Source organism: Microbulbifer sp. ABE4_465 (assembly GCF_056160765.1).
In genome coordinates this window covers 627,718-640,789 of sequence record NZ_JBSWXV010000002.1, presented here as the reverse complement: position 1 = coordinate 640,789, position 13,072 = coordinate 627,718, and the positions used below count along the sequence as shown (strand labels likewise).

General features: G+C 59.4%; 10 protein-coding genes and 1 tRNA gene. 1 reads left to right on the top strand and 10 read right to left on the bottom strand.

Annotated features, from left to right (window positions below):
* Positions 1–347: 347 nt before the first annotated feature.
* The 7 genes from ACXAG1_RS06350 to rlmE form a co-directional block, all read right to left on the bottom strand.
* A tRNA-Leu gene (locus ACXAG1_RS06350) sits at positions 348–433 on the bottom strand.
* A gap of 34 nt (positions 434–467) precedes the next feature.
* Positions 468–899: a preprotein translocase subunit SecG gene (gene secG / locus ACXAG1_RS06345; protein ID WP_475092020.1), complete on the bottom strand. Its 432-nt coding sequence runs from the start codon at positions 897–899 to the stop codon at positions 468–470.
* 56 nt (positions 900–955) lie between these two features.
* The gene (tpiA, locus tag ACXAG1_RS06340; protein ID WP_475092019.1) at positions 956–1,693 is read right to left on the bottom strand and encodes a triose-phosphate isomerase; all 738 of its coding nucleotides are present in this window, start codon (positions 1,691–1,693) and stop codon (positions 956–958) included.
* Between the two features lie 129 nt (positions 1,694–1,822).
* Positions 1,823–3,181: a phosphoglucosamine mutase gene (glmM, locus tag ACXAG1_RS06335; protein WP_475119258.1), complete on the bottom strand. Its 1,359-nt coding sequence runs from the start codon at positions 3,179–3,181 to the stop codon at positions 1,823–1,825.
* 69 nt (positions 3,182–3,250) lie between these two features.
* Complete coding sequence (folP, locus tag ACXAG1_RS06330) at positions 3,251–4,099, bottom strand: dihydropteroate synthase (RefSeq protein WP_475119257.1); 849 nt, start codon at positions 4,097–4,099, stop codon at positions 3,251–3,253.
* A 130-nt stretch (positions 4,100–4,229) separates the two neighbouring features.
* The gene (ftsH, locus tag ACXAG1_RS06325; protein ID WP_475093928.1) at positions 4,230–6,161 is read right to left on the bottom strand and encodes an ATP-dependent zinc metalloprotease FtsH; all 1,932 of its coding nucleotides are present in this window, start codon (positions 6,159–6,161) and stop codon (positions 4,230–4,232) included.
* A gap of 150 nt (positions 6,162–6,311) precedes the next feature.
* Complete coding sequence (gene rlmE / locus ACXAG1_RS06320; RefSeq protein ID WP_475092016.1) at positions 6,312–6,932, bottom strand: 23S rRNA (uridine(2552)-2'-O)-methyltransferase RlmE; 621 nt, start codon at positions 6,930–6,932, stop codon at positions 6,312–6,314.
* A gap of 71 nt (positions 6,933–7,003) precedes the next feature.
* Here rlmE and ACXAG1_RS06315 point away from each other — a divergent pair, with 71 nt between their 5' ends.
* Entirely contained in the window at positions 7,004–7,309 is a 306-nt protein-coding gene (locus ACXAG1_RS06315) for a YhbY family RNA-binding protein (RefSeq protein WP_475092015.1), read from the top strand.
* 78 nt (positions 7,310–7,387) lie between these two features.
* Here the strand turns inward: ACXAG1_RS06315 and ACXAG1_RS06310 are convergent, their stop codons facing one another.
* From ACXAG1_RS06310 to ACXAG1_RS06300, 3 genes are all read right to left on the bottom strand, one after another.
* Positions 7,388–9,370 (bottom strand): hypothetical protein, encoded by a 1,983-nt coding sequence (locus ACXAG1_RS06310; protein WP_475119256.1) that lies wholly within the window; start codon positions 9,368–9,370, stop codon positions 7,388–7,390.
* A gap of 196 nt (positions 9,371–9,566) precedes the next feature.
* Positions 9,567–10,964, bottom strand: coding sequence for a Re/Si-specific NAD(P)(+) transhydrogenase subunit beta (pntB, locus tag ACXAG1_RS06305; RefSeq protein WP_475092013.1), 1,398 nt, complete (start codon positions 10,962–10,964; stop codon positions 9,567–9,569).
* Between the two features lie 12 nt (positions 10,965–10,976).
* Entirely contained in the window at positions 10,977–12,518 is a 1,542-nt protein-coding gene (locus ACXAG1_RS06300) for a Re/Si-specific NAD(P)(+) transhydrogenase subunit alpha (RefSeq protein ID WP_475092012.1), read from the bottom strand.
* Positions 12,519–13,072 lie beyond the last annotated feature (554 nt).

The window sequence follows — 13,072 nt, the reverse complement described above, 5'->3', positions numbered from 1 at the left end:
GAATATTAAACTTAATACTTTGCCTTCGGAGCTGCAGGCGCTCAACGGTGGTGGCCTACTAAGCCCAAACACAAATGTAGTCACATTTGTATCTCACTAATCGAGCGGCTCACCAAGCTCAGCCGAGGGGCCCTCAGAATCTTGCAACTGCCCAGCTGCTGCATGGCCCTAATTTTTCGACCAAGAGCCGCCATGGCCCGACATTGATAAATGCATTTAATACCCAGCGAAGTGTCACACCTTCCAGGGCCTAAAAACGAAAACACCCCCCAAGGTTTCCCTTGGGGGGTGTATGGAAACGCTCCTGACATGGTCTATGCGACTCTCTCAGCGCGTCTACTTTAAGATGGTGCCCAGGGCGGGACTTGAACCCGCACGAGCATAGCTCACTACCCCCTCAAGATAGCGTGTCTACCAATTCCACCACCTGGGCAAAAACTTTGCAGTTTTTGATTTCGCCTTTCGGCTTACTGAGGCTGTTCCTCAGTGGCTGCTTCCGGCAGTTCGGCCTGGGGGGCTTCTTCTGCGGAGGGCAGTTCGTCAGTGGCCGGGGCTTCGTCCTGAACTTCAGGGATGTCGCTCTCAATCACTGCTGGGATTTCGTCCTGCTGTTCGCGGGATTCAATCGCGGCCGGTACCTGCGGGATACCGTCGATTGCCGGTGCTTTGTTGTTGCTGGCGAGGTAGGCCAGGCCAAAGCTGGTGACGAAGAATACCGTCGCCATGATTGCAGTCAAGCGGGAAAAGAAGTTTCCGCTACCCTGGCTGCCGAATACGGTCTGAGAAGCGCCAGCACCGAAGGAGGCACCTGCTTCCGCACCCTTACCTTGCTGCAGCAAAATCAGCGCGATGATGCTCAGCGCGGTGAGGATATGTACGATTAGTACCAGTTTTTCCATTGTCCAGAAAACCTGCTGTCGGGCATTGGCCCTTGCTCAAAAATTTCTTGCTGCGCTCAATCTGCGGCGCAACAAATCTGAATAAACTCTTCGGCCTTTAATGAGGCCCCGCCTACCAGTGCGCCGTCGATATCGGGCTTGGTAAACAGTTCTGCGGCGTTGCCGGCTTTTACGCTGCCGCCGTAGAGAATCTGTACTTTGTCACCGGCTTCGCCCAGTTGCTGGCGAATGAACTGGTGTACTTCCTGCGCCTGTTCCGGGCTGGCGGTTTTGCCGGTGCCGATGGCCCATACGGGCTCGTAGGCGATGACGGCATTCTGCCAGGTGTCTTCCAGACCCAGTGCAACCACAGCCTGAATCTGCTCGGCGACCACTTCCAGGGTCTTGCCGGCTTCGCGCTGTTCGAGTGACTCGCCCACGCACAGCATCGGGATGAGGCCGGCGGATTTGGCGGCGGCAAATTTGGCCGCAACCAGCTGGCTGCTTTCACCGTACAGGCTTCTGCGTTCGGAGTGCCCTACGATGACGTAGTGCGCGCCGCAATCCTTCAGCATCTCCGCGGAGACTTCTCCGGTGAAGGCGCCGGAGGGCTGCTCGCTGAGGTTCTGTGCCCCCAGTTGTGCCTGCCCGATCTTGTCGCCAACCAACCCTAAATAAGGGTATGGGGGACAGACCACTACCTGAGAGGAGCAGTTGCCGGACTCAAGTCCGCTGTTCAACTCCGCCAACAGTTGCTCGGCGAACGCTTTGGTGCCGTGCATTTTCCAGTTGGCAGCTACCAGGGTTTTACGCATGGGTGCTCCTCCAAGGGGCGCAAATCTTAGCGGTATTGCCGGTAACATACAACCAGCGTTTCCGGATATTTATTGGTTTTTCCATTGCTTTTCAATGGGTTCCGGTCGATGGATTGGGCGCTCGCGCGATCAGGCGTTGCCGACCCGCTCGACGACCTGGGCGATGTCCCCGGCCAGTTGCTGGACGAGTGCAGGGTCTTTGCCCTCAACCATGACCCGGATCAGGGGTTCGGTTCCGGAGGGGCGCAGCAGTACGCGGCCGCTATCGGCGAGGGTGGATTCCGCCTGGGTCACCGCGACCTGTACATCGCCGTGCTCCAGCACACCGTCGCGACTGGCGAGGCGCACATTGATCATGTGCTGGGGCAGCATTTCCATTTGCTGGCTGAGCTGGTGCAGGGGTTCGCCAAAATCGCTGACAGCGCGCAGTACCTGCAGCGCGGAGATGATGCCGTCGCCGGTGGTGGTGACGTCGGTGCAGACGATATGCCCGGAGGATTCGCCGCCCAGGGTCCAGCCGTTCTTGTACATCATTTCCAGTACGTAGCGGTCGCCCACTTTGGCGCGGGCAAACGGGATCTTGCGATCCTTGAGCGCCAGTTCGAAGCCGAAGTTACTCATTTGGGTACCGACCACGCCGCTGCAGCCACCGAGGAACTGCTGGCGGTGGATGGCGATGAGGAACAGCAGCTGATCGCCGTCGATCAGATTGCCGTCCTTATCCACAAACATCACCCGGTCGCCGTCGCCGTCGAAGGCGATGCCGAGGTCTGCACCGCGTTCGACCACGGCTTTCTGCAGGGCTTCGGGCTTGGTGGAGCCGCAATCCAGGTTGATGTTGAGGCCGTCTGGCTGAATGCCGATGGCGTGCACCTCAGCACCCAGCTCGCGGAATACTTTGGGGGCGATGTGGTAGGTGGCGCCGTTGGCGCAGTCCAGCACGATGCTGAGCCCCTGCAGGGAGTAGGCCCAGGGGGTGCTGGCTTTACAGAATTCGATATAGCGGCCGACGGCGTCGTCGATGCGCCAGGCCTTGCCCAGGTCTTTGGCGGTTTCCATGGGCAGGTCGAGGGCGGCTTCTATCTGTGCTTCTACGTCGTCCGGCAGTTTGCTGCCGTTGGCGCTGAAGAACTTGACGCCGTTGTCCTGATAGGGATTGTGGGACGCGCTGATCACGATGCCCGCCTGGGCGTGGAAGGTGCGGGTGAGATAGGCGATGGCCGGGGTGGGCATGGGGCCCAGCAGGCCGACGTCGACGCCGGCGTTGATCAGGCCGGCTTCCAGTGCAGCCTCGAACATATAGCCCGATACGCGGGTGTCTTTGCCAATCAGGATGCGGCTGCGGCCTTTGCCTTTGGGATTGGCGCTGGTGTTGGCGCCAAGGACTTTACCGGCGGCGTAGCCGAGGCGCAGCATAAAGTCTGGAGTGATTGCTCCCTCACCTACCTGGCCGCGGATACCGTCTGTGCCGAAGTATTTTCTTGTCATCTAATCGCTCTCTTATACCACCGCCGGGCAAACCTGATAGCGCCCAGCACAAGAACCGCTCCCTTCCGTTCAGATGCAGGGGCGGTCTACCAGTTGTTGTAATTTCAGCACATCTGCTGTGGCTGCGACGTCATGGACGCGGATTATCGCGGCACCTCGTTGGGCGGATAGCATGGCGAGGGCCAGGCTGCCCGCCAGACGCTGGTCCACTTCGCGCCCGAGCAGGCGGCCGATCATGGATTTACGGGACATGCCCACCAGAATCGGAACGCCTTGTGGGGCCAGTTCCGGCAAGTGGCGCAGCAGTGCGAGATTGTGGTCGTCATTTTTGCCGAAACCGAAGCCAGGGTCGTAGATGACCTTCTCACGGGGGATACCTGCGCCCTCACAGGCCTGCAGGCGTGCATCGAGGTAAGCGCGCACTTCGCCCACAACATCCGCGTATTCGGGTTTGTCCTGCATGGTGCCGGGCTGCCCTTGCATGTGCATGATACACACGGGCAGGCCGGTGGCGGCGGCCGCTTCCAGGGCGCCGGGGCGAGTGAGCGCTCGCACATCGTTGATGATGCCGGCACCGGCGCTGGCGGCATCGCGCATCACCCGGGCGGTGCTGGTGTCCACGGAGATCACTACATCCAGGCGGGAGGCGATGACTTCTACCACCGGCACCACACGCTCCAGCTCTTCCGCTTCAGACACCGGCGCCGCACCGGGTCGGGTAGACTCGCCGCCGATATCCAGAATGGTGGCGCCGTCGCTCACCATCTGTTCTGCGCGCTCCAACACCAGATCAAGATCCAGGCCGCTGTCGCCGTAATAGCTGCCGCCATCGGAAAAGGAATCGGGGGTGGTATTGAGGATCCCCATAATCTGGGGGCGGGACAGATCCAGAGTGCGCGGGCCGCAGACTAGCTTCATAGGGTTCTTTTCACTTAGCCCCAGTCGACACGGTTTGGGGCAGCGGGAATAACCAAAACGGGCCTACTAGCAAGTAGCAGGCCCGCTCGTGAGCGGCGCACTTCACGGTGCACCGCTATGTCAGACGGGATCAGTGGCCGTTGACCGGGCCACCTACCGGGCTCTCTCCGTCTTTGGAGTCGTCTTTGGTTTCGTCCTTGTTTTCGTCTTTCGGCTCCACCTCTTCGGGGGTGCCACCACCGGTGTAGTCGTTGTCGTGCCAGTCTTTGGGCGGGCGCACTTTGCGACGCGCCATCAGGTCGTCCACCTGCTCGGCATCCAGGGTTTCGTATTCCATCAGCGCGTCTTTCATCGCTTCGAGAATATCCCGGTTGTCTTCCAGCAGCTTTTCCGCGCGCTCGTAACAGGTGTCGATGATGCGGCGCACTTCCTCGTCGATCTCGTTGGAGGTCTTGCCGGAGATCGGGTTGCCGTGGCCGGGCTGGCCGGTTTCATCTTCACCGTAGTGCAGCGGGCCGAGCTTCTCGGACAGGCCCCACTTGGTGACCATATTGCGGGCGATGTCGGTGGCGCGTTCGATATCGTTGGAGGCGCCGGTGGTCACACCGTCGATCCCCAGGGTCATTTCTTCCGCGATACGGCCGCCGAACAGGGAGCACAACTGGGATTCCAGGGCGCGCTTGCTCAGGCTGTATTTGTCTTCCTCGGGCAGGAACTGGGTAACACCCAAGGCGCGGCCGCGAGGAATGATGGTGACCTTGTGCACCGGGTCGTGCTCCGGTACCAGGCGGCCGATGATGGCGTGGCCGGCTTCGTGGTAGGCGGTATTGGTCTTTTCTTTCTCGTTCATCACCATGGATTTGCGCTCGGCACCCATCATGATCTTGTCGCGGGCACGCTCGAACTCTTCCATGGACACCATGCGGCGGTTGGCACGGGCGGCAAACAGGGCGGCCTCGTTCACCAGGTTGGCCAGGTCCGCACCGGAGAAACCGGGGGTACCGCGGGCGATGACCTGCGGATCAATTTTCTCGTCCAGCGGTACCTTGCGCATATGCACCTTGAGGATCTGCTCGCGGCCGCGGATATCCGGCAGACCGACAAACACCTGGCGGTCAAAACGGCCGGGGCGCAACAGGGCCTTGTCCAATACGTCCGGGCGGTTGGTGGCGGCGATGACGATGACGCCTTCGTTGCCTTCAAAACCGTCCATTTCCACGAGCAGCTGGTTGAGGGTCTGTTCGCGCTCGTCGTGGCCACCGCCCATGCCGGCACCGCGGTGGCGGCCGACGGCGTCGATCTCGTCAATAAAGATGATGCACGGGGCCTGCTTTTTGGCCTGCTCGAACATGTCGCGCACGCGAGATGCGCCCACACCGACGAACATTTCCACAAAGTCGGAGCCGGAGATGGAGAAGAAAGGCACCTTCGCTTCTCCGGCGATGGCCTTGGCCAACAGGGTTTTACCGGTACCGGGAGGGCCCGCCATCAGTACACCGCGGGGAATATTGCCCCCCAGGCGCTGGAATTTGGACGGGTCGCGCAGGAATTCCACCAGCTCCTGTACGTCTTCTTTCGCTTCATCCACGCCCGCCACGTCGGCGAAGGTGGTCTTGATCTGGTCTTCGCCCAGCAGGCGGGCCTTGCTCTTGCCAAAGGCCATGGGGCCGGAGCGACCGCCGGCACCACCCTGCATCTGGCGCATAAAGAACATGAATACGGCAATGATGATCAGGATCGGGAAGCTGGCCACCAGCAGCTGCTGCCAGATGCTGGGGGACTCCGGCTCGCGGCCATTGAACTGAACACCGCCGCGCACCAGCTCGTTGGTGAGCTCGTCGTCGATGATCTGCGGCTGAATGGTCTTGAAACGGCTGCCGTCAGCTTTTTCACCGGTGATGACGAGGCCATCTACCAGCGCGCTCTTGATCTGACCGGACTGGACGTCCTGAACAAATTCGGAATAACTGACGGACTCGTCCCGGGATTGCGGCTTGAAGTTCTGGAAGACCATCAGCAGCACCGCAGCGATGATCAGCCACAACACCAGATTCTTTGCCATATCGTTCAAAGGGTTTGCCCTCTTGCCTGTGCCCGGGTTTCCTCCCCGGCAACGTATTCCATTTCACCCAGTATAGGCGGCGAAAATCGTAAAACTGTCGCCCCGGTCATCGGGGACTTTATCAAATCTCTGCGGGATGCGCTGAGTTGATCAACCTTTGAAGCCTCGCGCGACCACATAGACCTCGCGAGAGCGGGGACGGGATGCACCGGGCTTGCGGGTGACGACCGTTTGATACTGACTGCGCAGGTCGCGAATCAGTTCATCAAATCCTTCGCCCTGGAAGACTTTGGCTACAAAAGCGCCTCCAGACTTGAGGGTCTGCCGCGCCATGTCCACCGCCAGCTCCACCAGATACATGGAGGCCGGCTGATCTACAGCGCGCACTCCACTCATATTGGGGGCCATATCGGAAATCACAAGGTCGGCGCGCTCTTCCCCGAGTTTTTCGAGAAGCTCGTCAAAGACTTCTTCCTCGGTGAAGTCGCCCTGCACAAAGTCCACACCCGCCAGGGCATCCATGGGCAGGATATCCGATGCAAGAACCCGGCCTTTGTGGCCAACCAGTTCTGCAGCCACCTGCGACCAGCCACCGGGAGCGGCACCGAGATCCACCACCGTCATGCCCGGTTTGATCAGCCGGTCCTTCTCCTGCAGCTCCTGCAACTTGTAGGAGGCACGGGAGCGGTAGCCATCTTTCTGGGATTGCTTGACGTAGTGGTCGTTAAAATGTTCACGCAGCCAACGGTGGCTGCTCTTTGATCGGCCCATCAGTTACAATACATCGCTAATTTCTGGGGTTGTCCGCGCACGGGTTACCCGATTTAAGGATGGAGTATTGTATGCCTTTAACTGCTGACCGCAAAAAAGCCTTGCGCGCGCGTGGCCACAGCCTCAAACCCATTGTCACTGTAGCCGACAAGGGACTGACCGAAGGGGTGCTGGAAGAGCTGAATCGCGCCCTGGAAGACCACGAGCTGATCAAGGTGAAGCTGGCGGTGAATGACCGCGATGTACGCCGCGAGCTGATTACCGAGCTGTGCACCCAGAGCAAATCCGAGCTGGTTCAGGAAATCGGCAAAATTGCGCTGATCTTCCGCAAGGCGGAGAAGCCCAACGCGCGCCTGTCCAACCTGCTGCGCCCCTGACCCACCTGCTACGCCTCACCCTGGAACACAGGCTGGGGCCTCCTCTCTCTGAGATCCGCGCGACAACCCGCTTTACCGTTAAAAACGGGTGGGCGGGATAAAGCTGCGCGGGCGCTCTACCGGCATCGGGACTCGCTGGCTGGGCACGGGCGCGGCAAAGCGCAGCAGGCCCGATGCGCCTTCGCAGGCGGGGGTCAGGTTCTGGGCCCACCCCTCTCCGGCACACAGTGCCAAAGGCAAAATGCTATTCAGGTGTGCATCCGCCTCTGCCCATGCCTCCGGCAGTAACCCCTGCACCGCGGTGCTGGCACGAGGGCGTATACGCTCGGAAGCAATTCTGCTGCGCTGTCCTCGCGATACCACATAGTCGTCGGCCGAGAGCGGTGCGCTGGGGCGGTTGGTAACCGCGATGTCGCGCTGGATACCGTAGCGCAGGCTCATCATGGTTTCCTCAAACAGCATGGCGGTGTCCTCCCAGGGGGAGCTGTAGCTGTAGAAATCATTGGCCGAGTCCGGAAAAAAGAAACCGGCAATGTCCGCTGGCGCGTACTCGCGCTGCGTGGCACTGGCCTCGACACCGCGATAACGTACATCTGCCAGTGCGAACAGTTCAGGGGAATACATCGGGTTTACCGCGGTGACAGACTCATTGACGAACCCACCACTGCTGGACTGGTTGAAAAATATATCGTCGCGATCCAGGCCGCTGTTGAGCTTGGCCGGTGACATGGCATCGGCCGCGTGCGCCAGCTCGTGGTACATCAGCGAGCCCAGGTCTGCTTCAAGCTCGTAGAAATCCCGATGGTAACGGTCCTGAACCTCGTAACTGGTAAACACATAGTTGTTGTTTTTCACATAGCGCCAGGGGGTGACAAAATTCAGTGCAGAACTGAAACCACTGCGGTAATCCGGCTGCTCATTGATCACGTCGCGCTCGGCCGGCGACAGCCACAGACTGTCCGGGTCCAGATAGATGGCCCCGGTAAGCGACCAGTAAAACGACGGGCGCACGTCGCTGGAAATCACCACCGCGGTCACCGAACGCAATAGCCGGGCGAAATCCCCGTGGTTGTCCAGCTGGGTCAGGAAGCGTTCGAAACGCTCGCCCATCCAGTCGTGGGACACCAGCACGTGATCCATGATCTGGTCCACCGTGGGCGCGTTGCTGATCAGACCGATTGGCGGCAGGGTGCGCAGAGTACACAGATTGCTGTCGTTTAACTGATTGGAATAGACACAGTCTTTCAGCACATCGCGGTAGGGGCTGTCGGCGCGGTAGCTGTATACCGGCATCAGGGGCTCGTAGGTCGCACAGGCCTGCCCGTCGCCATCACAGAAATAGTCGCTGTTGGTTGCCGGGCGATCCTGCACCACCACATAAGCGGTATCAGAGAAACTGCCCGCGGTGGTTTCCAGGGTGGCGCGCAGAGTGATCACCTGGTCGCCACTCACTCGCGGCGCTGTCACAAATACCACCGGCTGACCGGAGTCGTCTTCCACCAGGTCCGCCTGAGGGCCGGCGAGCTGCTCGAAGCGCCAGGAGTTGACACCGCCACTGACATGGCTCGCATTCAGGCGCAGTGAAAACTCTGCGCCCTCACTCACCGCGCGATCCGCACGGAACTGAACCCGGGTGCTTGCGCTGCTGGGCGCCACGGAAATATTGAAAATGTCCTGCAGGCTATCGCCTTCGGGGTTGGATGCTGTCAGGCGGAAGCTGTACTCACCGCTGAACACGGCATCAAAACTGATACCTGCTGTACCATTTCCCGCCAGCGGCATGACGTCGGGGCCAGACAACTGCTCCCATTCAAAGCGGTTGTAGCCCTGCTCGCTCAGGCTGGCGACCACACCGACACTGTCGCCCTGACTGGCACTGCTGTCGCCGGTGAGTGTCATTTGCGTCGGCGCCGGGGCAATGGGTGCTCCGCCGCTGTTGTCGCCACTATCCGAGCCTGAACCGCCACCTCCACCGCCGCAGGCAGTCACCGAGAGAGCCAGGAGAGAGGCGGAAAAAACGCGCAGTGCGCGACCGGAAAGATTGCGGAGAACGGCTGTCATGCTGGCTCTTATTCTGATGATCACTTGATTGACCCGTAGATTACCACCGGTCTGACGAACGAGAGAACCCCGCGCCACACACCACCCTCCGGCGGTGATCCTCCACAAAAAGTGATCCACCACAAAATCCGGGCGAAAAAAAACGGCCCTCCTCGCGGGGGCCGTTTTTTGATCAGATACAGTACTGACTGATGGATCAGGCCGGATTCATCTTACCCAGCACAGACTGCAGACTCTCTTTCGCATCGCCGAACAGCATGCGCGAGTTGTCCTTGAAGAACAGCGGGTTGGAGACACCGGCGTAGCCGGAGGCCATGGAGCGCTTCAGCACCACCACTTTGCCCGCCTTCCACACTTCCAGTACCGGCATGCCGGCGATGGGGGAACCGGGCTTTTCAACGGCATCCGGGTTGACGGTGTCGTTGGCGCCGATCACCAGCACCAGGTCGGTTTCCGGGAAGTCGTCGTTGATCTCTTCCATCTCCAGCACGATGTCGTAGGGCACGTTGGCTTCCGCCAGCAGTACGTTCATGTGCCCTGGCAGACGGCCCGCTACCGGGTGGATACCGAAGCGTACGGTTTTGCCGGCCTTGCGCAGCTTGTCGGTGAGGTCGCTCACCGCCTGCTGGGCGTGGGCTACCGCCATACCGAAGCCAGGTACGATCACGATGTTCTTGGCCGCTTTCAAGTCGTCCGCCAGCTCGTCGTGGGTGGTCGCTACCGCTTCACCCTCTTCCTCGCCATCGGCGCTGACTGCGGCGCCGTCGGAACCGAAACCACCCAGGATCACGCTGATAAAGGAACGGTTCATACCGCGACACATGATGTAGCTGAGGATGGCACCGGAGGAGCCCACCAGCGCACCGATCACAATCAGCAGGTCGTTGCTCAGCATAAAGCCGGTGGCCGCAGCGGCCCAGCCGGAATAGCTGTTCAGCATGGAAATCACCACCGGCATATCCGCACCGCCGATGGCGGCGATCAGGTGGATACCCAGCAGCAGGGCGATACCGGTCATGATCAGCAGATTGATGATGGTGGCATTGCTCACGTCCGCAGGGATGAACTGGGCACCGAGCACCACACAGATCACCAGGGCGATCAGGTTCAGCCAGTGACGCGCCGGCAACATCAGCGGCTTACCGGAAATCAGCCCCTGCAGCTTGCCGAAGGCAACGATGGAGCCGGTCAGGGTAATGGCACCGATGAAGACGCCGATAAAGATCTCGGAGTTGTGCACGATGTGCGCGGCACCTTCGAGATTGATGCGCGGATCCAGGTAGCCGCCCCAACCGATCAGTACCGCGGCCAGGCCCACAAAGCTGTGCAACAGGGCTACCAGCTGTGGCATTGCGGTCATTTCGACCTTGCGCGCCAAGTGGATACCGATCACCGCGCCCACGCCCATGGCGATGCCAACGGGCAGGTAAGCGCCGGAGGTGATGCCGGCCACGGTGGCGATGATGGCAACCGCCATACCGACCATGCCGTAGTAGTTACCGCGACGCGCGGTTTCGTGTGTGGACAGTCCGCCGAGGCTCAGGATAAACATCACCGCGGAGAACAGATACGCCATAGAAATTACACTATTCATGTCTGTCTCTCCTTATCGACGGAACATTTTCAGCATACGGTGGGTTACGAAGAAACCACCGAAGATGTTGATACTGGCAAACAGTACCGCGATAAATGCCATTACGGTCACCAGGAAGGAACCGGTGGCCCCCACCTGCAACAGGGCACCGATGATCACGATGCCGGAGATGGCGTTGGTCACACTCATCAGCGGGGTGTGCAGGGCGTGGGATACGTTCCAGATCACCTGCCAGCCGATAAAGATGGACAGAACAAACACGGTAAAGTGGGCCACGAAGTCCGCCGGGGCGGATTTGCCCAGGGCCAGCAGCAGTGCACCGGCCACGGCCCAGAAGGCCACCAGTGACAGCGGGGAAGATTTCTTCTCCGGCTTGGGTTCCACTTCAATCTGCGGCTCCGGCTTTTTCTGCTGGGGCGCGGCAGAGATTTTCGGCGCGGGGGGCGGCCAGGTGATTTCACCTTCCTTCACCACGGTGGCACCGCGCACGGCTTCGTCTTCAAAGTTGATGACGATCTCGCCGTTCTTCTCCGGTGTCATGTCGGTCAACAGGTGACACAGGTTGGTGGCGTACAGGGTGGACGACTGGGTGGCCGCGCGGCTCGCCAGGTTGGTGTAACCGAGGATGGTCACGCCGCTCTTGACGACTTTCTTGTCCGCTTCGGTGAAGTCACAGTTGCCGCCCATCTCCGCGGCCAGGTCCACCACCACAGAACCGTCGGCCATGGTTTCCACCATGTCTGCCAGCCACAATTTTGGCGCCGGCTTGCCCGGGATCAGTGCGGTGGTGATGACGATGTCCACTTCCTTGGCCTGTTCGCGGAACAGGGCCATCTCCGCGTCGATAAATTCTTTCGACATCTGCTTGGCGTAACCGCCAGTGCCGGAGCCGTCTTCCTCGATTTCCACGGTGAGGAATTCCGCCCCCATGGACTCTACCTGCTCGCGTACTTCCGGGCGGGTATCGAAGGCGCGCACGATGGCCCCCATGCTCTTGGCGGTACCGATGGCGGACAGGCCCGCAACACCGGCGCCGATCACCAGCACCTTGGCCGGCGGAATCTTACCGGCGGCAGTGATCTGGCCGGTAAAGAAGCGACCGAACTCGTGGGCCGCTTCGATCACCGCGCGGTAGCCGGCGATGTTGGCCATGGAGCTCAGTGCGTCCATCTTCTGAGCGCGGGAAATACGTGGGATGGATTCCACCGCCAGCGCGTTGATGTTCTTGTCGGCGAACTTCTTCAGCAGCGCTTCGTTCTGCGCCGGCTTCAGGAAGGCCACCAGGGTGGCGCCGCTGGGAATCAGGTCCAGCTCGGCGTCGTTGGGCTGCTGTACTTTCAGTACGATGCCCGCCTGGCTGATGCATTCCGCTGCGTTGGCACACAGCTTGGCGCCGGCCTGTTCGTATTCTGCGTCGGGGAAGCTGGCTGCTTCACCGGCCCCCTGCTCGATGACAACGTCAAAGCCCAGCGACTGCAAACGCTTTACGCTGGCTGGCGTTGCCGCGACCCGCGACTCTCCAGGCGCGGTCTCCTTTGGTATGGCAATAATCACCGTTTGTGCTCCCGTTAAATATTTCGTTGTTATAAAACTCTTTCCAGAACGCTTTATAAAATCCTGCCAAGAGCCGACCCGGTTAACCGGGTCATTTATGTACCGCTGACATTTAATCCTGAACTTCCCGGTCCGTCATCAGGGCTATCTGATTTTGGCGCGAAAGCGGTCCTCTCCGGGAAAAACAATTTCCCGGAAAAATTAAATCCGTTTCGGTAGGACGATGAATTAAAGGGAATAAAACTGGGCAACGGAAATAGAGGATTCTTATTACTCGTTTAGTGGAAATCTATCAAAAATGCGGAAAATCGCTTAAAAAACAGCAGATTACGTTACACATGTAACAGAAAACACCACTAAGGACATGACTTTCGTGTGTTTTGATTAAATCACAACCGGCGGTGAACATTTCATTGAAGCGGCGCGAAATTAATCAAAAACCGGTTTTTAAATTCATATAAAGGAATATTTGGTTAACTATTCCAATGTGTTTCCGTTTAAACCAAATAAATAATAACGCTTTGATATGGTAATAATTCACCAATGGAATAGGT